Annotated in this window: 19 protein-coding genes; 10 read left to right on the top strand and 9 right to left on the bottom strand. The window is 69.4% G+C overall.

Annotation, left to right across the window (positions count from 1 at the left end; all coding sequences use genetic code 11):
- The 4 genes from glgB to glgA are packed head-to-tail and all read right to left on the bottom strand — an operon-like array spanning window position 1 to window position 10,370.
- On the bottom strand, window positions 1-2,205 hold the full coding sequence (gene glgB, locus ACFWP0_RS04110; RefSeq protein WP_377839878.1) for a 1,4-alpha-glucan branching protein GlgB: 2,205 nt from the start codon (window positions 2,203-2,205) through the stop codon (window positions 1-3).
- Entirely contained in the window at window positions 2,202-5,558 is a 3,357-nt protein-coding gene (treS, locus tag ACFWP0_RS04105) for a maltose alpha-D-glucosyltransferase (protein WP_377839877.1), read from the bottom strand. Before treS ends, glgB begins: the two co-directional genes overlap by 4 nt.
- A 21-nt stretch (window positions 5,559-5,579) precedes the next feature.
- Window positions 5,580-8,801, bottom strand: a complete 3,222-nt coding sequence (locus tag ACFWP0_RS04100) for an alpha-1,4-glucan--maltose-1-phosphate maltosyltransferase (protein ID WP_377839875.1) — start codon at window positions 8,799-8,801, stop codon at window positions 5,580-5,582.
- Window positions 8,802-8,807: 6 nt separating this feature from the next.
- Complete coding sequence (glgA, locus tag ACFWP0_RS04095; RefSeq protein WP_377839874.1) at window positions 8,808-10,370, bottom strand: glycogen synthase GlgA; 1,563 nt, start codon at window positions 10,368-10,370, stop codon at window positions 8,808-8,810.
- 277 nt (window positions 10,371-10,647) lie between these two features.
- Between glgA and ACFWP0_RS04090 the strand changes: the two genes are divergently transcribed.
- The 6 genes from ACFWP0_RS04090 (at window position 10,648) to ACFWP0_RS04065 (ending at window position 15,749) form a co-directional block, all read left to right on the top strand.
- Window positions 10,648-12,420 (top strand): thiamine pyrophosphate-requiring protein, encoded by a 1,773-nt coding sequence (locus ACFWP0_RS04090; protein WP_377839872.1) that lies wholly within the window; start codon window positions 10,648-10,650, stop codon window positions 12,418-12,420.
- Window positions 12,421-12,474: 54 nt separating this feature from the next.
- The gene (locus ACFWP0_RS04085) at window positions 12,475-12,699 is read left to right on the top strand and encodes a hypothetical protein (RefSeq protein WP_377839871.1); all 225 of its coding nucleotides are present in this window, start codon (window positions 12,475-12,477) and stop codon (window positions 12,697-12,699) included.
- A gap of 54 nt (window positions 12,700-12,753) precedes the next feature.
- Entirely contained in the window at window positions 12,754-13,092 is a 339-nt protein-coding gene (locus tag ACFWP0_RS04080) for a YqjD family protein (protein WP_377839870.1), read from the top strand.
- Between the two features lie 214 nt (window positions 13,093-13,306).
- Window positions 13,307-13,735, top strand: coding sequence for a PRC-barrel domain-containing protein (locus ACFWP0_RS04075; protein ID WP_377839869.1), 429 nt, complete (start codon window positions 13,307-13,309; stop codon window positions 13,733-13,735).
- Between the two features lie 20 nt (window positions 13,736-13,755).
- Window positions 13,756-14,448, top strand: a complete 693-nt coding sequence (locus ACFWP0_RS04070) for a PIG-L family deacetylase (protein WP_377839868.1) — start codon at window positions 13,756-13,758, stop codon at window positions 14,446-14,448.
- 191 nt (window positions 14,449-14,639) lie between these two features.
- Window positions 14,640-15,749, top strand: a complete 1,110-nt coding sequence (locus ACFWP0_RS04065; protein ID WP_377839866.1) for a DUF748 domain-containing protein — start codon at window positions 14,640-14,642, stop codon at window positions 15,747-15,749.
- Window positions 15,750-15,764: 15 nt separating this feature from the next.
- Here ACFWP0_RS04065 and ACFWP0_RS04060 read toward each other — a convergent pair whose 3' ends face one another.
- From ACFWP0_RS04060 to ACFWP0_RS04040, 5 genes are read right to left on the bottom strand one after another with little or no spacing between them, the layout of a single operon-like run.
- Window positions 15,765-16,523 carry an alpha/beta hydrolase family protein gene (locus ACFWP0_RS04060; protein ID WP_377839865.1) on the bottom strand — a complete coding sequence of 253 codons (759 nt, stop codon included), beginning with the start codon at window positions 16,521-16,523 and terminating at the stop codon, window positions 15,765-15,767.
- On the bottom strand, window positions 16,510-17,643 hold the full coding sequence (locus tag ACFWP0_RS04055; protein ID WP_377839863.1) for a DUF3182 family protein: 1,134 nt from the start codon (window positions 17,641-17,643) through the stop codon (window positions 16,510-16,512). Before ACFWP0_RS04055 ends, ACFWP0_RS04060 begins: the two co-directional genes overlap by 14 nt.
- Window positions 17,644-17,651: 8 nt before the next feature.
- A complete protein-coding gene (locus ACFWP0_RS04050; RefSeq protein WP_377839862.1) occupies window positions 17,652-18,653 on the bottom strand; it encodes a lysylphosphatidylglycerol synthase domain-containing protein in 1,002 nt (333 codons plus the stop codon).
- A complete protein-coding gene (clsB, locus tag ACFWP0_RS04045; protein WP_377839860.1) occupies window positions 18,650-19,843 on the bottom strand; it encodes a cardiolipin synthase ClsB in 1,194 nt (397 codons plus the stop codon). The genes ACFWP0_RS04050 and clsB overlap by 4 nt, the downstream gene beginning before the upstream one ends.
- Window positions 19,840-20,607, bottom strand: a complete 768-nt coding sequence (locus ACFWP0_RS04040) for an endonuclease/exonuclease/phosphatase family protein (RefSeq protein ID WP_377839859.1) — start codon at window positions 20,605-20,607, stop codon at window positions 19,840-19,842. The genes clsB and ACFWP0_RS04040 overlap by 4 nt, the downstream gene beginning before the upstream one ends.
- Before the next feature lie 197 nt (window positions 20,608-20,804).
- Here ACFWP0_RS04040 and ACFWP0_RS04035 point away from each other — a divergent pair, with 197 nt between their 5' ends.
- The 4 genes from ACFWP0_RS04035 to ACFWP0_RS04020 are packed head-to-tail and all read left to right on the top strand — an operon-like array spanning window position 20,805 to window position 25,862.
- Window positions 20,805-22,409 (top strand): ABC transporter substrate-binding protein, encoded by a 1,605-nt coding sequence (locus ACFWP0_RS04035; RefSeq protein WP_377839858.1) that lies wholly within the window; start codon window positions 20,805-20,807, stop codon window positions 22,407-22,409.
- Window positions 22,410-22,418: 9 nt separating this feature from the next.
- A complete protein-coding gene (locus tag ACFWP0_RS04030) occupies window positions 22,419-23,393 on the top strand; it encodes an ABC transporter permease (RefSeq protein WP_377839856.1) in 975 nt (324 codons plus the stop codon).
- Between the two features lie 4 nt (window positions 23,394-23,397).
- Window positions 23,398-24,228, top strand: coding sequence for an ABC transporter permease (locus tag ACFWP0_RS04025; protein WP_377839855.1), 831 nt, complete (start codon window positions 23,398-23,400; stop codon window positions 24,226-24,228).
- Window positions 24,225-25,862 (top strand): ABC transporter ATP-binding protein, encoded by a 1,638-nt coding sequence (locus ACFWP0_RS04020; protein WP_377839854.1) that lies wholly within the window; start codon window positions 24,225-24,227, stop codon window positions 25,860-25,862. Before ACFWP0_RS04025 ends, ACFWP0_RS04020 begins: the two co-directional genes overlap by 4 nt.
- The last annotated feature ends 4 nt before the right edge of the window (window positions 25,863-25,866 follow it).

Raw genomic sequence — 25,866 nt, 5'->3', positions numbered from 1 at the left:
TCAGCCTTCGTGTAGCAGGTAGAGGGTCGCCAGAGGCGGGAGCGTGAGGGAAAGGGCTTGCGGCTGGCCATGGGCGGCCATGTCGCCGGTGCTGGCGCCGCCCTGGTTGCCCTGGCCGGACCCGCCGTAATGCGCGGCATCGGTGTTCAGCGTTTCGACCCACCGGCCCTCGCGCGGGACGCCGATGCGGTAGTCGTGGCGGGTCACCGGCGTGAAGTTGCACACCGCCAGCAGTTGCGTCGGGCCGTCGCTGCGGACGAACGCGACGACGCTGTTGTCGCGGTCGTCCAGGATCGTCCAGGCAAAGCCCGCGGGGTCCGCGTCCCGCGCGTGCAGGGCGGGCAGGCGGCAGTACAGCGCGTTCAGGTCGGCCACCAGGCGCTGCATGCCCTGGTGGCCGGGGTGGTCCAGCAGGTTCCAGTCCAGCGTGGCGTCGTGGTTCCATTCCGCGGGCTGGGCGAGCTCAGCGCCCATGAACAGCAGCTTCTTGCCCGGATGGGCCCACATGAACCCCAGGTAGGCGCGCAGGTTGGCCAGCCTGGCCGCCGCGTCGCCCGGCATCTTGCCCAGCAGCGACCCCTTGCCATGGACAACCTCGTCGTGCGAGAGCGGCAGGATGAAGCGCTCGCTGTACGCATACACCATGCCGAAGGTGATGTCGTGATGATGGTGCCGGCGGTGGATGGGGTCCTGCTGCAGGTAGCGCAGCGTGTCGTGCATCCAGCCCATGTTCCATTTGTAGTGGAACCCCAGGCCGCCTTCCGGCACGGGGGCCGTCACGCCCGGCCAGGCCGTGGACTCCTCGGCCACCATGATGGCGTCGGGGAACTCCGCGCGCACGGTGCTGTTGAGCTCCTGCAGGAATTGCACCGCCTCCAGGTTCTCCCGTCCGCCGTAGCGGTTCGGTATCCATTCGCCCGGCTGGCGGCTGTAGTCGCGGTACAGCATCGACGCCACCGCGTCCACGCGCAGTCCGTCGATATGAAAGCGCCGCAGCCAGTGGATGGCGCTGGCGATCATGAAGGCCTTCACCTCCGTGCGGCCCAGGTTGTAGACCATGGTGTGCCAGTCGGGGTGATAGCCCTCGCGCGGATCGTCGTATTCGTACAGCGCCGAGCCGTCGAAGCGGGCGAGGCCGTGTGGGTCGTCCGGAAAATGCGCGGGCACCCAGTCCAGGATGACGCCGATGCCGGCCTGGTGGCAGCGGTCGACAAACCGCGCGAAGGCGGCGGGAGGGCCGAGGCCGGCGGTCGGCGCAAACATGCCCAGCGGCTGATACCCCCAGGAGCCGCCGAAGGGGTGCTCCATGATGGGCATGAGCTCCAGGTGGGTAAAGCCCATGGCGCGCGCGTAGGCGGGCAGCTTGTCGGCCAGCTGGTCCCAGGGGCAGCTCCCCGCGTCGCGCGCGACCCAGGATCCGGCATGCACTTCGTAGATCGACAGCGGGGCGGCGGGAGAGTGGCGTTCGCCGCGTTCCCGCATCCAGGCCTGGTCCTTCCACGCATAGGGCGCGGGGTCGTCCACCACCGAGGCCGTGGCGGGGGCCGCTTCGCAGCGGCGCGCCATCGGATCGGCCTTGAAGAACTGGCGGCCTGCGCCGTCGGTGATGGCGAACTTGTAGCGTTCGCCGGCCTGCACGCCGGGTATGAAGATCTCCCAGACGCCCGCGACGTGCCGCAGCCGCATGCCGTGGCGGCGGGCGTCCCAGCCATTGAAGTCGCCCACCACGGCGACGCGGCGCGCGTTGGGCGCCCAGACCGCGCAACGCAGTCCGGCCACGCCGTCCACCTCGGTCAGGCACGCGCCCAGGGCGTCGCCGGCGGCTTGCCACGAACCCCCGGCCAATTGGCGCAGCGTGGCGTCTTCCAGCATGGCGCCGAAGGCGTAGGGGTCCGCCGTGACCTGGTCTGCGCCGGGCCATTGGATCGCCAGCCGGTACGAGGCGCCGTCGCCCGGCCGCGCGCTGGGCGCCTGGCCGATATAGAGTCCCTGCGCCTGTTCGCGCAGCGGCGTGCGTCCGCCGTCGGGGTCCAGCACGTCGACTGCCTGCGCGCCCGGCACATACACGCGCAGCCAGCCGTGGTGCGGACCCAGCACGGCGAAGGGATCGTCATGCAGGCCGCAGGCCAGGGCGGTGAGCTCCGTCGCATCGACATGGCCGTCGCCCGCGGCGGCGAGGGTCGGGATGGAGAGCGCTTCGGTCATGGCGTTTTTCCTTCGGCATCGATGGCCGCTGAAAGCAGGATGTTCCGCGCCAATTCGGTCAACGCGCACAGGGGAATGGAGATCCAGTCGGGGCGGTGGGCGGCTTCGTAGCTGACCTCGTAGGCCGCCTTTTCAAGCTGGGCCAGGAGCAGCAGCGTCGCCTCCTCACCCGCGGTGGGCGTCAGCTCCGTGCCCCGGGCATCCCGATAGCCTTGCAGGAAGGCGTCCGACGCCTGGTGCCGGAAGCGGGCCAGCAGCGCGTCGCGCTGTTCGGCGGGCGCGACGGGCGCGGCCGGGGTTTCGTCGGCCCCGGCGTTGGCGTCCATGTGGGCGCCGCCGATCAGGTCGGAGCGCGCGATGGAGGCGGCCGCGTAGTCGAACGACCGCAGCATGCCGGCTACGTCCTTGTAGGGCGAGGCCAGGGCGCGCCGCGACTCCAGGCTGCTGATCGGCTCGCCCTCGAAATCGATCAGGTAGGCGTCGGTCTGCGCCACCAGCACCTGGCCCAGGTGGAAATCGCCATGCACTCGCAGGCACAGCGTGCCGGCTTCCGCCTGCGCCATGTCGGCCACCCGGGCGGACAGTCGCGCATGGTGGTCGAAGAACCATTCCGCGCTTGCCCGGGAGGGCGCCTCAAGCTTGTCGAATTGCGCGCGCAGGTCTTGCTCGGCGCGGTCCAGCAGGCCCTGGATGTGCGCGGCGCGGGCCTCGGCATCCGCCTGGCTCGCCGGCCGCGGCGCGAAGTCCGGGTCCTCGGTGGGCGCTGCCAGCAGCGCGTGCATCTGCGCCAGGCGTTCGCCGATGGTGGCGGCCATGACGGCGTAGCCTTGCAGGCTGTCCTCGAACTCTTCCGCGGTGCTGCCCACCAGCAGCGCATTGGCCAGCGTGCGCTTCAGATAGTCCAGCGTCCAGGCCCAGGCGTCGCCCTCGTTGGCCACGTAGCGATGGGCGATCGCCAGCGTATGGACCAGGCCGTCCGCGTCCACGCGCTGCACTTCGCCCAGCAGGGCGGGAATGTTGGCGTAGCCGGCGCGCGTCAGGTAGCGCGTCATCTCGGCTTCTGGCGAGGCCCCGGCCTGCACGCTGCGGATGAGCTTCAGGATCAGCTGGCTGCCCACGATGACCGAGCTGTTCGACTGCTCGGCCGTCAGCCAGTGCATCTCGGCATCGTCGGCGATCTCCACGTCCTGCAGGCCCGCTTCGGGAAGGAATCGGATGACGCCCGGCTTGTCGCCGGGCTTGCCGCCGCTGCGGCCATCGAGCTCCGCGCCGGCCTGCATGGCCTTCAGGGTGCTCCTGACGAAGCCCGGCTGCAGGAAGGCGTCGGCCAGGATGCCGACCTCGGCTCCCCGGCGCACCCGGGCGATGGCGTACTGGACGGCGGCCGCCTCGTCCCAGACCAGCACGAAGGGAGCCTGCGCGCGCATGCCGCTCACGCTGTCTTCGGGCTCGATCTCGGCCCAGTAGTACTCGCCGTCGGCGGACGAGAAAGGCGTGGCGTAGGCCAGCCGGGCGCGCGAGGGCGGCTCCTTGCCCGGATACCAGCGCTGGCGCGCCAGGTACTGGGGCAGGATTTCGTTTTCCAGCGTGGCGCGCGAGGCATCCGTCAGGGCCGCGCCGCCGCGCGAGCGCAGCACCAGCGTGACCAGCTCGGGCATCTGCGCCGGCGCGGTGGCGTGCCAGCCGGGCGGCGCGGCGTCCAGGCTCAGGTCCATCCAGTAAAAGGCGTACGGCGGCAGCGTCAGCAGGTAGGGCAGTTCGCCGATGGCCGGAAACGGCGTGCCGCCCAGCATTTCCACCGGCACGCGGCCGGCGAACTCCTGCATGTGCAGCTCGACCGGCTGCGCGGCGTTCGACAGGTTGGCCACGCACAGGATCGTGGTGTCCTGCCACTGGCGCAGGTAGGCCAGGATCTTGCGGTTGCCGGCAAAGATGAAGCGCAGCGCGCCGCGGCCGAAGGCGTGGCTTTGGCGGCGCTGGGCGAGCAGGCGGCGGGTCCAGTTCAGGAGCGAATGCGGGTCGCGCTGCTGCGCCTCGACGTTGACGGCCTCGTAGCCGTAGAGCGGCCCCATCAGCACGGGCAGGGGCAGCCGCTCGGGGTCGGCCCGCGAGAATCCGCCGTTGCGGTCTGGCGACCACTGCATCGGCGTGCGCACGCCGTCCCGGTCGCCCAGGTGGACGTTGTCGCCCATGCCCAGCTCGTCGCCGTAGTAGAGGACGGGCGTGCCGGGCATGGACAGCAGCAGGCTGTTCATCAGTTCGACCCGGCGCCGGTCGCGTTCCAGCAGCGGGGCCAGCCGCCGGCGGATGCCCAGGTTGATGCGGGCGCGCGGTTCGGACGCATAGACGTTCCAGAGGTAGTCGCGTTCGCGGCTGGTCACCATCTCCAGCGTGAGTTCGTCGTGGTTGCGCAGGAAGATCGCCCACTGGCAGGTGGCAGGGATGTCGGGCGTCTGCCGGATGATGTCGGTGATGGGAAAGCGGTCTTCCTGGGCGATCGCCATGTACATGCGCGGCATCAGCGGGAAGTGGAACGACATGTGGCATTCGTCGCCCACGCCGAAGTACTCCTGGGCGTCTTCCGGCCATTGGTTGGCCTCGGCCAGCAGCAGGCGGTCGGGGTACTCGGCCTCGATCACCGCCCGGATCTGCTTGAGCACCAGGTGGGTCTCGGGCAGGTTCTCGTTGTTGGTGCCCTCCCGTTCCACCAGATAGGGCACGGCGTCTAGCCGTAGGCCGTCCACGCCCATGTCCAGCCAGTAGCGCATCACGGACAGCACTTCCTTCAGGACCTGCGGATTGTCGTAGTTCAGGTCGGGCTGGTGCGAATAGAAGCGGTGCCAGAAATAGGCGTTGGCGACGGGGTCCCAGGTCCAGTTGGACTTTTCCGTATCGCAGAAGATGACGCGCGTGCCGGCATAGGCCTTGTCGTTGTCCGACCAGACGTAGAAGTTGCGCGCCGCCGACCCGTGCCTGGCGGCGCGCGCGCGCTGGAACCAGGGATGCTGGTCCGACGTATGGTTCACCACCAGTTCCGTAATCACGCGCAAGCCCCGCGCATGCGCCGCGCGGATCATCTTGCGCACGTCGGCAATCGTGCCGTAGTCCGGATGCACGCCGCGATAGTCCGCGATGTCGTAGCCGTCGTCGCGGCGCGGCGAGGGATAGAACGGCAGCAGCCAGATGGTGTTGACCCCCAGGCTGGCGATGTAGTCCAGCTTGGAGATCAGCCCGGGCAGGTCGCCGACGCCGTCGCCGTTGGAGTCGAAGAAGGACTTGACGTGCAGTTGATAGATGACGGCGTCCTTGTACCAGAGCGCATCGTCTTGAATGGTTTGGGTTTCACTGATCATGGCAAGGGGCGTGTGGGGGCATCATCCATGCAGCGACAGACGCCACACGCGATACGGTTGGTCGGGAGACAGCGTCAGCGCGCGGGTTTTCTCATGCCAGGTCTCGCGGCTTTCGGTCAGCAGGTCTTCGGCGGCCAGCTGGCCGGCGTCGGCCTCGCCGAACAGCCAGAAGGGCGCTTCGATGCGCGCGGCCTGCGGCAGGAACGGATCCAGGCTGATGGCCACCAGCACCACGTTGCCGTGGCCGGGCGTGGACTTGTAGAACGCCAGCACGCGGTCGTTGCCGCTGGCCGTGAGGGTCAGCCCGCGGTGCGTCTGCAGCGCGGGGTTGGCGCGCCGGATCTGGTTCAGCCGGGTGATCTCGGCGCGGATGTTGCCGGGGCCGTGCCAGTCGCGCTGGCGCAGCTCGTATTTCTCGGAGTCCAGGTACTCTTCCTTGCCGGGCAGGGCGGCGCCCTCGCAGAGCTCGAATCCGCTGTACACGCCCCACAAGCCCGACCCCGTGGCCGCCAGCGCGGCGCGGATCAGGAAGCCGGGGCGCCCCGAGGTCTGCAGGAAGAAGGGGTTGATGTCCGGCGTGTTCACGAAGAAGTGCGGGCGGAAGAAATCCGCCGCGGGCGGCGTCGAGACCTCTTCCAGATAGGCTTCCAGCTCCGCCTTTTCGTTGCGCCAGGTGAAGTAGGTGTACGACTGCGTGAAGCCGATCTTCGCCAGCCGGTACATCATCTTGGGCCGGGTGAAAGCCTCGGACAGGAAGATCACGTCCGGATGCTGCGCGTGGACCTCGCCGATCATCCATTGCCAGAACGGCAGGGGCTTGGTGTGCGGGTTGTCCACCCGGAAGATGCGCACGCCGTTCTTCGCCCAGAACAGCACGATGTCGCGCAGCCCCCGCCACAAGGCAAGCCTGCGGGAGCGGCGCGTGGGCGGGCCGTAAAACGCCACGTTGACGATGTCTTCGTATTTCTTGGGCGGGTTCTCGGCATAGCGCAGCGAGCCGTCCGGGCGCCAGGAGAACCACTCGGGGTGCTGCGCCAGCCACGGGTGGTCCGGCGAACATTGAATGGCGAAATCCAGCGCGATCTCCATGCCGTGGCTGGCCGCCGCGTCCACCAGCCTCAGGAAATCCGGCAGCGTGCCCAGCCGCGGCTCGATGGCGTCGTGGCCGCCGCTGACCGACCCGATGGCATAAGGGCTGCCGACGTCGTCGGGTTCCGCGCGCAGGCTGTTGTTGCGGCCCTTGCGGTTGCGCTGGCCGATGGGATGGATCGGCGGCAGGTAGAGCACATCGAATCCCATGTCGCGCACATCGGGCAATCGCAAGATCACATCGTCGAACGTGCCGTGGCGGCCGGGCTCCTCGGCCTGGGACCTGGGAAAAAGTTCGTACCAGCTCGAATGGCAGGCCTGGCTGCGGTCGACCCAGACGGGATACGCCGAGGCGCTGACGGCTTCAAACGGGTGGTCGTCCAACGCCCGCATCGCGTCCGACAGCGCCGGGTCCATCAGCGCGACCACCTGCTCCAGCGTGGGCGGGGCAGGGTGGGCGAGGTCGGCGTCGGCAAAGGCGTCCAGCGCGCGCTGCACCGGCCCCGCGTCGGCGCCTGCCGGCGCCCCGGCCTGTGCGCGCGCCAGGGCCTCGCGCAGCAGCGCCAGGCCTTCATGGACTTCCAGGCGCAGGTCGCGGCCGGCCTGGTGCTTGAGCTCCATGTCGTGCCGGAAGGTGTGCCAGGCGTCGAACCACGCGCTGATGATGAACTCGTGCGCGCCGATGCGGCGCGGGCGGAATGCCGCCTCCCAGCGGTCGTTCAACCCGCGCGTCATCGGCACCGTGCGCCATCGGGATTCGTCCTTTGCGCGCCAGCGCAGCTCGGCGGCAAGCTGGTCGTGGCCGTCCATGAATATGTCCGCCTGCACGACGATGCGCGCGTGCGGAATGCTCTTGACGGGATAGGCGCCGCCGTCCACGGCGGGGCTGACGTTCTCCACGGCGATGCGCTGGTTCGCGACGTCGTCCGCGCGGGTCCGGTGGTGGCGCGAGACCTCCCGCACGGGCTGCGTGGGTTCCAGCATCAGCAGGGCGCAGTCGCCGGGCGCCAGGGCATTGCCCTGCGATTGCAGGCCTTGGGGCGGCGTATGCGGGACGATCTCGGCCGGGGGCAAGAGCGGCGCAAGCGCATCCCAATCCAGCGCGGCCTCGCGCGTGTCCGAGGGGTTGATGGCCAACGCCGCCGTCGCTCCCCCGGCGGTGTCGCGCAACAGCGCCGTGCAACTGCCGTCGCGTCCGCCCAGGAGGCGCAGCGGGCCTTGCAGGCGCGATTCGGCGAACCAGGAATTCACCGCCTCCACATCGGGCAGGCGGCGCTCTTCTTCGTCGTTGAGCATGAGGCCGTCGCCGGACATGACCGCGCTCCAGAGGGCGCGCTTGCCGTCGACGCCGGGCCGGGCGGCGCCAGACTGCGGCGGCGAGGCGATCACCGCGCCCAGCGTGCGCAGCCTGGCGTCTTCGTCGGCCAGCCAGGCCGACTTGAAGTCCCACCAGGGCAGGGACGAGAACACCGCGTCGAAACCCGCGCCGCGCAGGGCCGCCAGGCTGGCGGGCGACAGGCCGGGCGTCCACGCGAGCAGTCGCAGGTCGGCGCGCTGGCGCCGCAGGGCGGACGCCAGTTCGCGCCAGGCGGCGGCGGGCAGGCGGTGCGGCGCATGAAATGCGAAGCCGTCCACGCCGTGGCTCGCCCAGCGCAGCAGCCGTTCCGTCCACGCCGCCAGGAAACCCGGCGGCAGGGGGCCGTCATGCAGGTGCAGCACGCTGCGCTCCTCGGCGGACAGGCGGGGATCGCGCGCCGGATCGTCGTGGCGCGACTGATACCAGCCCGGCGCGGCGGTGCCGGCGACCGCGTCCCGGGCGCAGCGGTCCAGGATCACATCCACATACAGGCCCAGCCGGTGCGTGGACAGCTGCCCGGCGGCCTGGGCGTACCAGTGGGTGATGGGGACCTGCATGTCCTCCATCAGCGCCGTGTCGGCGTCCAGCGGAGCGCGGGAACCCTGGCCTGGAGCCAGCAGCCATGGGGCGGGAAGCAGCACCGCATTGAATCCGCGCTGGGCCAGCCGGGCATACAGGCCAGGGGCCGGCGCGGCGCCGCCGCCGCCCGTGCCGTCGTCCTCCACGCCGGCGCGGGCATGGTAGAGAAGCAAGGGAGCGCGAGTCTCCAAGGTGGAGCTTGCTGTCGGCACCGGCATTCCTCCTTAGACGGGCGCCGGCATGGCGCCGCCCGAACGTGAACGCGCGGGAATGGCGGCCGCGCTGACCGGCTGCGCGGCTTCCGGCGAGTCTCCGCGGTAGTCGGGCTCGACCAGCGAGCGGTACAGGCTGGCATACAGCGCCATCGCGGCCCGCCAGCCGAAGTCGGCCGTCATCGCATTGCGCTGCATGATCCGCCACAGCATGCCGTGCCCGCGCAGATGCACGGCCCGCGTAATGGCCGCGCTCATCGCATGCGGGCTGTCGCCGTCGAACAGCGTGCCGTTGGCCGAGGCCATGGCGGATAGCGGGGCGCGCACGCCGGGGTCCTGGATGGTGTCGGCCATGCCGCCCACGCGCGAACCGATCGGCAGCGCGCCGTAGCGCATGGCATAGAGCGGCGTCAGGCCAAACGGTTCGAACCGGCTGGCGTGCAGCAGGATGTCCGATCCCGCGTGCAGGCGGTGGGCGATGGCCTCGTCATAGCCGATGTGGGTCGCGCAGCGCCCCGGATACCGTCTTGCCACGTCCTGCAGGGCCTCTTCCAGGCGGCGGTCGCCCTGGCCGAGTATCGCGACCTGCAAGGCGGGATGCCGGTCCAGCGCCTCGGGCAGCGCGTGCACGGCCACGTCCGCCATCTTCTGTTCGGTCAGCCGGTTGCCCATGGCCATCAGCGTGGCGCCCGCGTGCGGCTGCAGCCCGAACTCGCGCTGCAGGGCTTCCTTGCACAAGGCCTTGTTCGACAGGTCGCGGGCCGAGAACCGCAGGCCGCGCAGATGGGGATCGCGGACGGGATTCCACAGCACGTCGTCGATGCCGTTGGGAATCGGCAGCAGATCGTCGGCGCGGCGGCGCAGCAGCTCGTCCAGGCCACAGCCGAACGCGGGCGTCATGATCTCGCGGGCGTAGTTATGGCTGACCGTGGTCACGCGGTCCGCGTAGCGGATGCCGGCCTTCAGGAAATTGAGCTGGCCCCAGGCCTGCGCGCCGTCGTCCCCGCGGGCCCAGTCCGGCACGCCGAAGGCCTCGGCGTTCTCCATGGGAAACCGGCCCTGGAACGCAAGGTTGTGGATGGTGATCACGCTCTTGACGTCGTGCAGGGCGGCTGCGCGCAGCAGCAGCGGGACGAGCCCCGCATGCCAGTCATGCGCGTGCACCAGCGTGGGACGGGGCAGGCCGGGCAGGCCGGCCGCCACCCGCACTGCGGCGTGCGACAGCGCGGCGTAGCGCAAGCCGTTGTCGGGATGCTCGCATCCGTTCTCGTCGGCATAGATGCCGGCGCGGTCGTACAGCGCGTCGTTGTCCAGCAGCAGGAAATCCAGTCCCGATTGCGGGCACTTTCCTGCCAGCAGCACGGCCTGTCCGCCGGGCAGGTCCTGCAGCCTCGCTACGACGCGGACGCGGTGCAGCTGATCCAGGACGCCGCGGTACGCCGGGAGCAGCACGTTAAGCGGCATCCGCGCCTCCGCCAACGCGCGGGCCATGCCCGTGATGGCATCGCCCAGGCCGCCCGTTTTGGCCAGGGGGAACGCTTCCCCCGCCACTATCAGGGTTCTCGTCTTCGCCATGCTTGCTCCAGTTTGTGGCGGCCCGCAGGAAAAAGAGTGTGCATCCGCCGAGGCCTCCGAATACGCAAGCCGTGTGCCCAAACCTGCCCGCGTCAGGGTAAATGCGGCAGTGCAGCAGAAAAACGCCGCGCTTTGCTCCCCCGAAAGACGGCTGATTCGGAAGGCTGATGCGCGGATTTGTAATTTCTATCCCCCGCGTGCGCCCGATTTCCCTTCTGGCCGGGAACGGCGGTTGCTGCCCTGAGCCGGTTTCGGCGACTCGCGCAGGGAGAAACGTATGGAAACAGTGTCGGACTTCGTGTTGAAGCGGCTTTCGCAATGGGGCGTCAGAAGGGTGTTCGGCTATCCCGGCGACGGGATCAACGGCCTGATCGGCGCTTTCGGCCGCACGCAGGAGCCGCTTGAGTTCATCCAGGTCCGCCACGAGGAAAGCGCCGCCTTCATGGCCTGCGCCCATGCCAAGTTCACCGGCCAGGTGGGCGTGTGCCTGGCCACGTCCGGCCCGGGCGCCATCCATCTGCTCAATGGCCTGTACGACGCCAAGCTGGACCACCAGCCGGTGGTGGCCTTGGTCGGCCAGCAAGCGCGCAGCGCGATGGGCGGCGACTATCAGCAGGAAGTGGACCTGGTCAGCCTGTTCAAGGACGTGGCGCACGATTTCGTGCATATGGCGACAACCGCCAGCCAGGCCCGCCACATGGTGGACCGCGCCATGCGCATCGCCATGGAAAGGCGCAGCGTCACCTGCGTCATATTTCCCAACGACGTGCAGGATCTGCCCGCCGTCGAGTCCCCGCCGCGAGAGCACGGCACCGTCCTTACCGGCATCGGCGTGACGTCGCACGCGGGCGTGCCGGGCGAGGATGCCCTGCGCAACGCCGCGGACATCCTGAACCGGGGCGAGCGCGTGGCCATGCTGGTCGGCGCGGGCGCGCTGGAGGCGGGCGCGCAAGTGAGCCAGGTAGCCGACCTGCTGGGCGCGGGCGTTGCCAAGGCGCTGCTGGGCAAGGCCGTCCTGCCCGACAGCCTGCCTTACGTCACGGGCGCCATCGGTCTCCTGGGCACCCAGCCCAGCTGGGAGATGATGAACGAATGCGACACGCTGCTGATGGTGGGCACCTCATTTCCCTATGCGGAATTCCTGCCCAGGGAAGGGCAGGCGCGCGCGGTGCAGATCGACCGCGACGGCCGCAAGCTGAGCCTGCGTTATCCCGTCGAGATAGGCCTGGTCGGCGACAGCCGGCTGACGCTGCAGGCGCTGATCCCGCTGCTGGAGCGCAAGACGGCGCGCCGCTGGCGCGAGCGGATCGAAAAGCAGGTGGCAAGCTGGCGGGACACGGTGCATGCGCGCGCCATGGTGGACGCCAAGCCCCTCAATCCCCAGCGCCCCTTCCTGGAGCTGTCTAGGCGCCTGCCGCCCCAGGCCATCATTACCTGCGATTCCGGGTCGGCGGCGAACTGGTACGCCCGCGACATCCAGATGCAGGAAGGAATGATGGGTTCGGTTTCGGGCGGGCTGGCCACCATGGGCTGCGGCGTGCCTTATGCCCTGGCCGCCAAGCTCGCCTATCCGGAACGCCCGGTCATCGCGCTGGTGGGCGACGGCGCCATGCAGATGCTGGGCATCAATGAACTGATCACCATCGCCCACCGCTGGAAGGACTGGGCCAATCCCACGCTGATCGTCATGGTGCTCAACAACGGCGACCTGAACCTGGTGACCTGGGAGCAGCGCGTGATGGGCGGGGATCCGCGCTTTGCGGATTCGCAGTGGCTGCCCGAGTTCTCATACGCCGACTACGGCCGCCTGCTGGGCCTGGAAGGCATCCGGGTCAACAGCGCGGACGAGGTCGGACCCGCCTGGGAGCGGGCCTTGTCGGCAACGAAGCCCGTGGTGCTGGAAATGGTGACCGACCCGGAGATGCCGCCGTTGCCGCCGCACATCCCCGCCAAGCAGATCGGCGCGTACTTCAAGGCGCTGCGCAAGGAAGAGGCGTCGGCCGGCGGCGCTGCCTTGCGCGCCACGATCAAGCAGTGGTGGGCAAGCTGAGCCGCAGCCGGCCCGTTTGTCCGCCGCCCGTTTTTCCATTGTCAGGAGTCCATCATGCCCAAGCCTTCCGCACCGAATCCCCCTCAGCCCGGGCAGGGCGGCCGCCCCGCGCCCGACCAGGCCCCGGCCGAGCAACCCAAGCCGGATCCCTCCGGCCACGACAAGGACGAGAAAGGGCGGTGGCCACCCGACAGCTTGCCCAATCCCTTGCCCGGCCTGGACCCGCAGCAGACACCCGGCATCGACCGGCTGAGCGGGCGGCATGCGGCTTGCGGCTGAGCCCGCGCACCCTCCATGCCGCGGGGCATGGAACGTTTTTTTCTAGGAGGCTACATGAACAAGCAAGAAAGACTGCGCGATATGTTCCAACCGTCGGACAGCTCGACGCGCACCATGCGCGACCTGATCTCCGGCACCGAGGCCTTGCTGCGCAGCACCGCCAGCTACAGCGGTTCGGAAATCGAAGCGGCGCGCGACAAGCTCAAGCTCCAGCTCGACGCCGCGCGCGAGCAGGCCAAGGGCTGGGAGCGGGCCGCCTGGGACCGCGCCCGCGAGGTCTCCCACGCCACCGACGAATACGTGCACGAAAACGCCTGGAAGAGCGTGGCGGGCGCCGCGCTGATCGGCTTGCTGGCCGGGATGTGCCTGATGTCGGACCATTGGCGCCGATGACCCGAGGCGGCCGGATCGACGGCCGCGGACGGGGCCGGCCCGGGCGTTGCGCGGGGCCGGCCCCGTCCTTATTGACCGTTCCTGTAAAAAATGCCGATCGCCGCCGGCGCGCGGCGGGGCAGCGCCCGCGAAACGCCTGGCACATCGCTTGCGTAGGGTGGGAAACGCGGCGAGCCATTCGTCCCGCGATATGTTTTATCCATGGAGACAGACTATGAACCAACCGTTGACAGGCGCCGGGCAGGCGCAGGGCCAAGCCAACATCGTGGGCGGCCCCAAGAGCGATCCGGGCGGGCCGGGTCCGCAAGTCATGGCGGCCGGCACCCTGGAGGGCAATGACGTGTACAACCCCGCGGGCGAATCGCTCGGGTCTATCCAGGACATCATGCTGGATGTGCCGCACGGCCGCATCGCCTACGCGGTGCTGTCGCGCGGAGGCATCCTGGGCATCGGCGACAAGCTGTACGCCATTCCGTGGAGCGCGCTCACCCTGGATACTGACCGCAAGTGCTTCGTGCTGAACGTGGACAAGGAGACGCTGAAGAACGCCGAGGGCTTTGACAAGGACAACTGGCCAAGCATGGCGGACGAGACGTGGGCGCGCGGCATCCATCAGTACTACAACCAACCGCCGTACTGGTAGGGCGAGGCAGAGAGAACAACATGCTCGCCGACGGCATACTGGTTGCCATCTCTCCCTACTACAACGACGCCGTCGTCAGTTGCGGCGGCCTGCTCGCGGCGCGGCCGGGCAGCACCGTCCTTACGGTGTATTCCGGCCTGCCGCTGGCGGTCGGCCAACTGAGCGACTGGGACCGCCGCTGCGGTTTCGTGGATGGACGGCAGGCCATGCTGACGCGGCACGCCCAGAGCGTTCAGGCGCTGGCCCTGCTGGGTGTGCAGGGCGAGCAGATGGATCTGCTGGACGATCAATATCTGGACAACGGCGACGGCGGCCGCCTGACCGGCGCGCTGGCCGCCGCCCTGTCCACTTTGCGCCCGCGCATCATCCTGACGCCGCTGGGCCTGTTCCACGCCGCCCATGTCCGCGTGTGCGACGCCGCAATCACCATACGCGGCCTGTTCCGGCGAGTGATCTGGCTGGCCTACGAAGAGGCTTCCGACCGCAGCCGGCCGGGGGCCGTGCAAGAGCGCCTGGCGACCCTGCTGCGGCGGCAGATCACGGCAACGCCCATCGCGGTCGCCGATGCCGCCGACCCCCGTGTGAAGCAACGCGCGATCGCGGCGTTCGACAGCCTGGCCGCGGGACCGTGCGGCGGGCGGAGCCAGCCCTGGGATGGCGCCCAGGCCGAACGGTACTGGCGCCTGGGGTGGCAGCGCGACGGGCAGCGGTAAGCGCCGCCGCGCCGGCCCCCTATGCCGCGCTTCGCGACCGGCGTTGCCGTCCTCCGCCCGGTCTCATCCTTTTTGGCCATTGAAGAATGAGGGCCTATCCCGGACGATGCTCGGGTTGCGCCGGGCGCCGCGCATCGCTATGGTGATAGGTGTGCCGGGCGCCGGCGCCACCGCCAATTTCAGGAACCACAATGAGCTTGAACGCAGCCGCCCCGCAGGGCCGGTCGCCCTGGGGCAACGCCCTGGCCATCCTGCTTCTGATCGCGGCGCTTGCCGCGGTCCTTGCGTTCGCGGCGACGCGCATCGCGGAGCAGCGCATCTCGAGCATGCTGGGGCCGCGCAGCCAGGTGGGCGACGTGCGGGTCGGATTCAGGCAGGTGGTGCTGACGGACGTGGTCGTGCCGGGCTCGGCGGGCCAGGCAGGCGCCCGCGCGCGCCGCATCGTGCTTGAACCGGAATGGCCGGCGTTCCTGCAGCACGAGGCAGTCTTCAAGCGCGTCGTGATCGAGGGCTTCGACTTCGCGGTCGTCCGCGGCGCGGACGGCGACATGCAGATATCTCCCGCCGTGCAGGCGGCCTTGCGGGCAGGCGACGGCGGCGACGGCAAGTCGCGCCGCAGCATGCCCATCCGCGTCGCGGACCTGGTCCTGCGCGATGGCAGGCTGGACTACCTGGACGGAGTGGTCGCCAAGCCCCCGCACCGCATCCCGTTCACCGGCGTACGGGCGCGCCTGCATCCCGTGATGATCCCGGGCGACGGCTCGCGCAGCAATATGGAGTTCAGCGGCAACGTGGAAGACAACCGCAATGGCGAATCCACGGTCCGCGCGGAAGGGACCATTGTGGTGGGCGGTACGGACACCGACATGACGGTCGCCGTGCGCAACATGGACATCCGCTACGCGGCCCCCTATCTTTCGGAAAACGGCGCGGGTTCGCTGACCGGCGGCGCGATGGACCTGGACATGAAAACCGCCATCGCGAACCGCGAATTGCGCGCCTCCGGCACCGTTGCGCTGCGCGGTCTGAAGTTCGGCGGCGACGGGAGCCTGTTCTCGCTGCCGCGCAAGGCCGTGCTGGCGGCGCTGAAGGACCAGAGCGGCGCGGTGCGCTTTGAATTCGCGCTGGCCGGCAAGCTGGACAATCCCAAGTTCTCTGTCACCCGCGGCTTCTCCGCCCAGGTGGCGCAGGGCTTTGGCAAGGCCATAGGCGTGGGCGCCGAGGGCGCGGCCGAAGGCGTCGCCGGTGCTGTCAAGGAACTGGGCAACGCGCTGTCCGACCTGCTCAGCCCCAAGCCCTGACCCGGCAGGCGCGCATCACGGCGTGGGCCTGGGCCGGCCGATGCGCGCGCCCATGACCATCTCCGTCACCCAGTTCACCAGGATGGACGTGTAAGCCTGCTGCGAGGCCTTGTCGCTCAGGGCATGGTCCGCGCCGTCGATGATGCGGTGCGTCAGCGAATGCGAGCGCCGGAACGCGGACCGGTAGCTCATGATGGTGGAGTGCGGGATGTAGATGTCGTGCTCGGCCTCGACGATCAGCACGTCCCCGCGGAATTCCGCGCAGGCCGACAGCGCCCGGTTGCTTTCCGGCTCCACATGGCTGTTGCGGTAGGCGCGCAGCGTGTCGCGATTGAGCTGGTTCTTGGGCAGCATCCACTCGTCGTCGCGGTACAGCGCCGGCACGTGCAGCGCCAGCCAGCGCACCCGGCGCAGCCCGCTCAGGATGGCCGCCAGGTAGCCGCCGTAGCTGCTGCCCACCACCGCGACCGAACCGCTGTCCAGCGAGGGATGCGAAGCCAGGCGGTCGTATGCCGCCATGACGTCGTGCAGGTTGTCGTCGCGGGACACCTGCATTTGCTGCGCCTGCGTGGCGGCGTGGCCGCGCAGGTCGAAGGTCAGGCAGACGCAGCCCAGGGCGGCGATGCCCTTGGCCCGGGCCAGGTCGAAGGCCTGGTTGCCGCCCCAGCCGTGGATGAACAGCACGCCCGGAACCTTGTTTTCGGGCGTGAGGAAGGTGCCCGCCAGATTCTGGTCGGCCACCAAGATCTCGATGGGGTCGCTATATGCCGCCATTGTCCGCCTCCAGGACGCCGCCGGACTTGGTGATCAGGCCCACCGCCGAATCCTCGCCGCGATAGATGTAGCGCTGCGGGGTGGGGACGGGCTCGTCCTCGCCGTAGCGTTCGCGCGTGGCCGCGCGCACAGTCTTCAGGGAGGGCGACAGGACGAAAGCCTGCATGGCGGCCAGTTCCGCGATGCTGGCGCCGCCCGCGCGCCACGATTGCTCCAGCACGCCGGCGCGCGCTTCGCCCGCCGCCGAATGGCCGATGGCGACGTCGTAGTTGCGGCGCGAGGCGAACAGTTCCGGGTAGGCGGTGGACACCGCCGTGTCGTAGCGGCAGGCCAGCGCCACCGCGCGCCTTTCCTCGTCGCTGAGGTCCAGCGCCCGCAGCTGGTCAAAGCCGCCGCGGGCAAAGCACAGCGCCGACCCGCCATAGACGAGCACCCCGTCGTTGTCGGGCGTCAGGCGCTGCGTGCCCACATAGGACACCTCCAACTTGCCCACGCGCGCCCAGCCCACGCTATAGGTGGCGATCTGCGCCAGATGCTCCTCCAGCACCAGCCCCAGCCGCCGCACGGAGGCAACATGCTGTTGGGCCAGGCCCTTGCGCAATTCCTGCGGCGTGGCGACCAGGATCTGGCCGCGCCCGGCATTGGCGTCCGCCGGCTTGATGCGCAGCGGCCCGTCCTGCAGCAGCCGTTCGCCGGCGCGCTGGGCATCCTCCAGCGTGAAGGCGGTATAGCCGCTGAGCACCGCCTCGCGCAACTCGTCGGCCAAGGCCCGCACCCAGCCCGCGGGCGTCTTGGCGCGGGTGTCCAGCACGCCGTGGGTAATGGATTTGGTGGCGACGAAGGCGTGCGGCGTTACGCCGCCGTACAGGTCGGCCGCGCGCGTGATGCCCAGCTTGGCGGCGCGCGCGACGCTGGTGATGGTGCGGTCCGGCACATAGTAGGGCGGCGGCTCGCCGCGATGGCGGCTGGGCCGGTAGCCGGCCACGTAGCGCCGGCCCAGCAGGGCCGCCAGCCGCAAGGCCAGCGCTTCCTGGGACGCGATTTCGTGCTCGGAGGCGCCCGCGCGCCTGGGATAGGCGGCGACAATTCCTGTAGTGCGTGGGGCAGGGTGACGGTTCATGGGGGGGCTCATAGCAAGCGTCGTGCCGGGCCGGCGGGAGGTGTCGGGGCGCGCGGGCGGCGCAGCCCGAGCCACAGTTCGATCAGCGGAAAGGCGGCCAGCGCCAGGCACAAGGGCGCAAGCGCGTAGAGCGCGCGGTAGGCCAGCGCCGCGCCCAGGACCTCCGCGGCCGGGATTTGCGGGGCCAGGGCGGCCACGAAGATGGCCTCGGTGGTGCCCAGCCCGCCCGGCACGCGGGTGATGACGGCGGCAAAGCTGGTGCACATCAGGATGCCCAGCACGGCGGGATAGCCGGCCTTGCCTTGCAGCAGCACATAAACGATGCCGCCCATGATGGCCCACGACATTGCGGCCAGCACGCTTTGCGCGATGGCCATGCGCGCGCCGGGCAGGGCCACGCGCTGGCCCATCCAGGTCCAGGTCCGCCGGCGGGATTTCGCGCAGACCGCGACATAGGCGGCCGCCAGCGCCAACAGCGCGATGCCCAGCAGGCGCAGCATGCCGGAGCCGATCTCCCAGCCCTCTGGCACCGGGACGGCGCCCCACGCGAACAGCGCGCCCGCAAGCCAGCCATAGCCGATCCAGTTGGTCGCGGCGGAAAACAGCGCCACCCGGGTCGCGACGGACTTGCGGCAGCCCAGGCGCGTGTAGAGGCGCAGGCGCGCGCCCAGGCCGCCCAGCAGCACGCCCAGGTTCAGGTTCAGGGCGTAGCTCACCATCGCCACGCCCAGCACCTTCAGCGCCGGCAGGCTGTGATGCGTATATCGCCTGGCCAGCAAGTCCAGGCAGCCATACGCCAGATAGCCCGCCAGCACCAGTCCCGCCGCCACCGCGATCGTGGTGTTCGGGATCTTGCGCATGGCGATCCACACCTGCGGCCAGTCCACGGCGCGCCCGAAGTAATAGAGCAGGCCGCCCACCACCAGCAGGACCAGCACGGGCAGCACGCGCTTGATCCGGGGCCAGCGGTGCCGCACCGCGCGCATCAGGGAAGAGCGGAAGACTCTCATGCCGTCTCCCTGTCGGTCGCGACCGTGATGGAGCGCAGGCGGGGCTTGTGGGCGGGAAGGCTGCCGGCCCAGGCCGGAAACCGCCGCAGGACGTGAAACACCACCACCCCGATCCACAGGCGCCGCAAGCGGCGCTTGGAATCCTTGGGAAGTTCGACCGGGCGGCAATCCTGTTCGATCAACCGGTCCAGGCTCGAACGCAGCGTGGCATTCAACGACGCGTCGCGGGCCACCACGTTGGCCTCCAGGTTCAGCGCCAGGCTCAGCGGGTCCAGATTGCTGGAGCCTATCGTCGACCAGTCCTCGTCCACGCAGGCCACCTTGCCATGCAGCGGCCGCTTGCAGTATTCGTAGATCTCCACCCCGGCGTCGATCAGGTAGTCATACAGCATCGTGGCGGCCAGCCGGGCCACCAGCACGTCGGGTTCGCCTTGCAGCAGCAGCCTGACGCGCACGCCGCGGCGGGCGGCGTTGGCCAGGTCGCGCAGCAGGTGATAGCCCGGAAAGAAGTAGGCGTTGGCGATCAGCACGTCCTGCCGGGCCGAGCGCACGCCGGCCCGGTAATAGCGTTCGATATCGGTCCGGTGGTTGACGTTGTCGCGCACCACCAGGCGGCCGCCGCCATCGCCCGCGGGCATTGTGTCCAGGCGCGCGGGCCGGCGGCCCGGGCGTCGCATCCGGCCCCCCGCGAGCGCGGCGCGGGCGAAGTCCGCGATGTCCGCGGCCAGCGGGCCGTCCAGTTGCACGGCATAGTCCTGCTTGGCCTCGGGGCCGAACTCGGGCAGATGGTCCGCCGAAAAATTGATGCCGCCGACAAAGGCGACTTGCCGGTCCACGGCCACGATCTTGCGGTGCATGCGGCGGAACACGTTCGTGCGCACGCCGAGAAATCGCGGCCGCGGGTCGAACACGTGAAAGCGGATGCCGCTTTCGGTCATGGCGCCCACGAAGGCGTCGCTGAGCTCGTCGGAGCCGTAGCCGTCCACCGTCAGGTCCACGCTGACGCCGCGCCGCGCCGCCGCGATCAGGACGCGCTGGATGTCCTGGCCGACGGCGTCGTCAAACAGGATGAAGGTCTCCACCAGCACTTCGCTGCGCGCCGCCTCGATGGCCTCGATCACGGCGGGGAAGTATTCGGTCCCGTTTTCAAGCAGGGTGTACCGGTTGTGTTCGCGCCAGCCCAGGTTCATAACGCAATCTCCGCGCAGATCGGCACATGGTCGGACAAGCGCGACCAGGCGCGCGAGGCCAGGGGCACCGGCTGCCAGTCGCGCACGCTGCGGACGTAGATGCGGTCCAGCCGCAGGATCGGCCAGCGGGCGGGGAATGTCTTGGCGGGACGGCCCAGGCGGGACGTATACACCTCGCGCGTCCCGCAGTCGCGCATCAGGTGGTCGGCGCGCAGGCGCCAGTCGTTGAAGTCGCCCGCGATCAGCAGGGGCTCGTTGGTCGGCACCCCATGCGCGACCAGCTCGCACAGGCGGCGCAGCTGCTGGCCGCGGTGATGCTCCAGCAGCCCCAGATGCACGCAGATCGCGTGGACCGGCATGCGCAGGGAGGGCGGGCGCAGCACGCAATGCAGCAGGCCGCGTCCCTCGTGGCCGTCCACGCTCACGTCATGGTTATGGTGCCGTTCGATCGGATAGCGCGACAGGATCGCGTTGCCGTGGTGGCCCTCGGGGTAGACGGCGTTGCGGCCGTAGGCGAAATCCGTCCACAGCGTGTCCGCCAGGAATTCGTACTGCGATTGCGAGGGCCATGATTCGTGGCGCTCGGCATGGACCTGGTGTTCTCCCAGCACCTCCTGCAGGAAAACCACGTCCGGGGCCGCTGTGCGCAGGGCTTCGCGCAATTCGTGCAGCATGAAGCGGCGGTTGAAACTGGTGAAGCCCTTGTGCGTATTCACGGTCAGCACCTTCAGCGTCGTGGCGTCGATGTAGTGCGAGGGGGGCATGAAAGCTCCGGTAAACATGGTCTGTCGGCCTACGCAAGCGCCGTTCCCGGGACGTAACGGAATGTCAGCCCCAGGGGCGCGCGGGACGAGGCAAGGCGAGGGGGACGCATGAGCAAATGAGAAATCGGCATTTCTCAAGCCCCAGGCGCCAAGCCTAAGATCCGCAGCTTCTCCATAGAAAGAACCAGAGTCCGAAGATGCGCACCAGCCGCCGCCAGTTCCTGTTGTCTTCCGGGGCGCTTGCCGCCTCGACGGCTTTCCCCACGTCGCTGTTCGCCCAGAGCGCCGCGCCCCGCCATGGCGGCGTGCTGAACGTGCACCTGGGTTCCGAGCAGCGCATCCTGAATCCGGCCTTGCGCGCGTCCACCGGCGTATACATCGTCACCAGCAAGATCATTGAATCCCTGGTGGACCTGGACGCCGCCGGCAAGCCGGTCGCGCAGCTGGCCACGTCCTGGACCGCCGATCCGGACGGCAAGACCATCACGTTCAAGCTGCGCGAGGGCGTTTCCTGGCACGACGGCAAGCCATTCACCTCGGCCGACGTGCAGTACAACGCGCTGGAGCTGTGGAAGAAGCACCTGAATTTCGGCACGGCCCTGCAGCTCTACCTGCAGGCCGTCGATACGCCCGACGCCCACACGGCGGTATTTCGCTACAGCCGGCCGATGCCGCTGGACCTGCTGCTGCGCGCGCTGGCCGACCTGGGCTACGTCGTGCCGCGCCATCTGTACGAGGGCACGGACGTGCTGGAGAACCCGGCCAACACCGCGCCCGTGGGCACGGGCCCGTTCAAGTTCGTCCAATACCAGCGCGGCCAGTTCATCATCGCCGAGCGCAATCCCGACTACTGGCGCCGCGGCGAGCCCTATCTGGACCGCGTGGTCTGGCGCATCGTCACCGACAAGTCGGCCGCCACCGCGGCGCTGGAAACGGGCCAGCTGCAGTTGAGCGCCTATTCGCAGCTCACCCTGGCCGACCTGGACCGCCTGAAGAAAAACCCGCAATTCGAGGTGCGCAGCAAGGGGCTGGAGGCCAACGTGTTCAACAACACGCTGGAATTCAACTTCCGCCGCAAGGAACTGGCCGACGTGCGGGTGCGCCGCGCCATCGTGCACGCCATCGACATCGAATTCTTCATCGAGAACTTCCTCTACGGACTGGGCAAGCCCGCGACCGGCCCCATTCCGTCCTCGTCCGAGACCTTCTTCCCGGCGGGCAGCAAGCCGCCGTATCCGTTTGACGCCAAGCGCGCCGAGGCGCTGCTGGACGAGGCCGGCTACAAGCGGGGCGCTGGCGGCGTGCGCTTCACGCTGAAGCTCGTTCCCATCCAGAACGGCGAGGACGTGCCGCTCCTGGCCACCTTCATCCAGCAATCGCTGGAGGCCGTGGGCATCAAGGTGGAGATCGTGCAGTACGACATCGCCGGCGCGCTGGCGTCCGTCTATAAAGAGCACAGCTTCGACATCGCCACCGGCTGGCACCAGTACCGCGGCGACCCGGCGGTGTCCACCACCGTCTGGTACCGCTCGGGCAGCCCGGCGGGCGCGCCCTGGACCAACCAGTACGGCTGGCAGTCGGACAAGGTGGACAAGCTGATCGACGACGCGGCCTCCGAGATCGATCCCGCGCGCCGCCGCGCGCTGTACGCGGACTGGGTAGCGGCCGTCAACGAGGAGCTGCCCATCTGGATGGCGACCGAAAGGCAGTTCTATTCCGTCGCCAGCCGCAAGCTGCAGAACGGCCACAACAATGCGCGGTGGCCGTCCAGCGACTGGCACGACGCCTGGCTGTCGGCCTAGGACGGCGGCATGCGTTTCCTGACCCTCGCGGCGCGGCGGCTGATGGCCGCGGCGCCCGCGCTGCTGATCATCCTGGCGGGCCTGTTCCTGCTGCTGCAATTGGCGCCGGGCGACACGGTGGACGCGCTGGTTGCGCAGATCGGCGGCGCCGATGCGGCCACCATCGCATCGCTGCGCGCCCATTACCAGCTGGACGAATCCACCAGTTCGCGCCTGGGCAGCTACCTGTGGCGGCTGGCGCACCTGGACCTGGGCTACTCCGCCATCTACGGCAAGCCCGTGGCGGCGGTGATCGCAGAACGCCTGCCGGCCACCTTGCTGCTGATGGGGTCGGCGCTGTCGTTCGCCTTCGCCGGCGGCATGGCGCTGGGCGTGATCGCCGCGCGCCGCGTCAACGGCTGGGCCGACGGGCTGATCTCTACCCTGGGCCTGGTGTTCTGCGCCACGCCCTCGTTCTGGTTCGGCCTGATGGGGATCTTCGTCTTCGCCGTGTGGCTGGACTGGGTGCCCGCCGGCGGCTTTGAAACCATCGCGTCCGGCTACACGGGCCTGGCGCGCATCCTCGACATCGCCTGGCACCTGATCCTGCCCACCGCCACGCTCGCGCTGATTTTCCTGGCCACCTACCTGCGCATCATGCGCGCATCGATGCTGGAGGTGGCCTCGCACGACTTCATCCGCACCGCGCGCGCCAAGGGCCTGCGCGAGACGGCGGTGGTTGCGCGCCATATCCTGCGCAACGCGCTGCTGCCCATGGTGACCCTGCTGGGCCTGCAGGCCGGCACGATGCTGGGCGGCTCGGTCGTGGTGGAAAGCGTCTTCGCCTTGCCGGGGCTGGGCCGGCTGGCCTATGAATCGGTGGTGCAGCGCGACCTGAACACCTTGCTGGGCATCGTGTTCGTGTCCGCGCTGCTGGTCATCGCCATCAATTTCGTGGTCGACCTGCTGTATGCGCGGCTCGACCCCCGCATCGCCCGGAGCTGAGCGCATGGAGACGATACGCCGCTACTTCCGCAGCCCGGTCGCCGTGCTGGGCCTGCTGCTGCTCGTGGCCGTGTGCGCGGCCGCGCTGGGCGCGGGCCTGTGGTATCCGAAGAACCCGCTCAGCCTGGCCGGCAGGCCGCTGCAATGGCCGGGCGACAACGCCCGCTTCCTGCTGGGCACGGACCAGGTCGGGCGCGACATCGCCGCGCAGGTCCTGCATGGCGCCCGCGTCACGCTGGCCATCGGCCTGGCGGCCACGCTGGTGTCGGTGCTGATCGGCGTCGCGCTGGGTTCGGTGGCGGGCTACTACGGCGGCCTGGCCGACGACCTGCTGATGCGCGTGACCGAAGCGTTCCAGATCCTGCCGAACTTCCTCTTGCTGCTGGTGCTGGTGGCGGTGTTCGGCTCCGACCTGCGCACGGTGGTGCTGGCGATCGGCCTGGTGTCCTGGCCGCCCGTCGCGCGGCTGACCCGTTCGGAGTTCCTCACGCTCAAGACCCGCGAGTTCGTCCAGGCCGGCAGGGCCCTGGGCATGGGCGACCTGCGCCTCATCTTTCGCGAGATCCTGCCCAACGCCTTGCCGCCCGTGATCGTCTACGCCAGCGTCATCATGGCCACGGCCATCCTGCTGGAAAGCGCGCTGGCCTTTCTGAACCTGTCGGACCCCAACGTGCCGTCCTGGGGCAATCTCATCGGCGGCGGCCGAGGGGTGATCCGGGTGCAATGGTACGTATCCGCCATTCCCGGCATTGCCATCCTGCTGACCGTCCTGGCGATTTCGCTGGTCGGGCAGGGGGTGAACGACGCACTCAACCCCAGGCTGAAACGCTCATGACCGAACTGCTCCGCATCGAAAACCTCACCGTGGACCTGCCGCCGGGCGCCGACCGGCCGCACGCGCTCAAGAACCTGTCGCTGTCCGTGAACCCGGGCGAGATCCTGTGCGTGGTGGGCGAAAGCGGCTCGGGCAAGTCGCTGACCGCCGGCGCGGTCCTGGGCCTGCTGCCGCAGGGCGTGCGCGCCAGCGCCGGACAGGTGCTGTGGGAAGGGCAGGATCTGCTCAAGCTCGCGCCCGACGCCTTGCGTCGCCTGCGCGGCCAGCGCATCGGCATGATTTTCCAGGAGCCGATGACGGCGCTGAACCCCTTGCGCACCATCGGCGACCAGATCGGCGAGGTATTCCGCACGCACACGCGCCTGTCCCGCGCCGACATCAGGAAGCGCACCCTGGGCCTGCTGGACTCGGTGCGCCTGCCCGACCCCGCGCAGGCGCTGGGCGCCTATCCGCACGAACTGTCCGGCGGACAGCGCCAGCGGGCCATGATCGCCATGGCGCTGGCGTTGGAGCCCGCGCTGCTGATCGCCGACGAGCCCACCACCGCGCTGGACGTCACGACCCAGGCGCAGATCCTGCACCTGATCCACGACCTGCAGCGACGCAAGGGCACGGCCGTGCTGTTCATCACCCACGACTTCGGCGTGGTGGCCGAGATCGCCGACCGCGTGGCCGTGATGCAGCGCGGCGAGCTTGTGGAGAGCGGCACGGCGGACCAGGTGCTGGAGCATCCGCGCCATCCGTATACGCGCGTGCTGATCGCCGCGGTGCCGCCGCTGGCGCCCGCGCCGGCGCGGGCCACGCTGAACCCGGACGCGCCGGCCATCCTGACCACGCAGGCCCTGTCCAAGACCTACCGCAAGCGCGGCTGGTTCGGACGGCCGGGCCGGGTCACCCATGCGGTCGACGGCGTGACGCTGACCCTGCAGGAAGGCGGCACACTGGGCATCGTGGGCGAAAGCGGCTCGGGAAAATCCACCTTGGCGCGCACCTTGCTGGGCCTGCTGACCCCCGACGGCGGCGCCATCACGCTGGCCGGCGAACCGCTGGCCTTCAAGGGCGCGGCCGCCCGGCGCGCCCACGCCAAGCGCGTGCAGATGGTGTTCCAGGACCCGTACGGCTCCTTGAATCCGCGCCAGCGCGTGGGCGAGATCGTGGCCCAGGGCCCGATCGTGCATGGCACGCCGCGGCGCGAGGCGCTGGCGCGCGCGCAGGAATTGTTTGAACTGGTCGGCCTGTCGCCCGACGCCGTGCGCCGCTATCCGCACGAATTCTCGGGCGGCCAGCGCCAGCGCGTGGGCCTGGCGCGGGCGCTGGCCATGCAGCCGCGGGTGCTGATCGCCGACGAGCCGGTGTCCGCGCTGGACGTCTCGGTGCAGGCGCAGGTGCTGGCGCTGCTGGCGCGGTTGCGCGAACAACTCGGCCTGTCCATCGTCTTCATCACGCACGACCTGCGGGTCGCGGCCCAGGTCTGCGACCACATCGCCGTCATGAAGGACGGGCGGGTCGTGGAAGAGGGCGTCTGCGCCGAGGTCTTCGGCAATCCCGTCCATCCCTATACCCAGGCATTGCTGGCCGCGGTTCCGGGCCGGCGCTGGGACCCGGCCGCCGTCGCCACCCGGCTGGCGGCCTGAGCCC

This window comes from Achromobacter sp. NPDC058515, from assembly GCF_042721735.1.
Lineage (GTDB): Bacteria > Pseudomonadota > Gammaproteobacteria > Burkholderiales > Burkholderiaceae_B > Achromobacter.
This window is presented reverse-complemented; position numbering and strand designations above follow the sequence as displayed.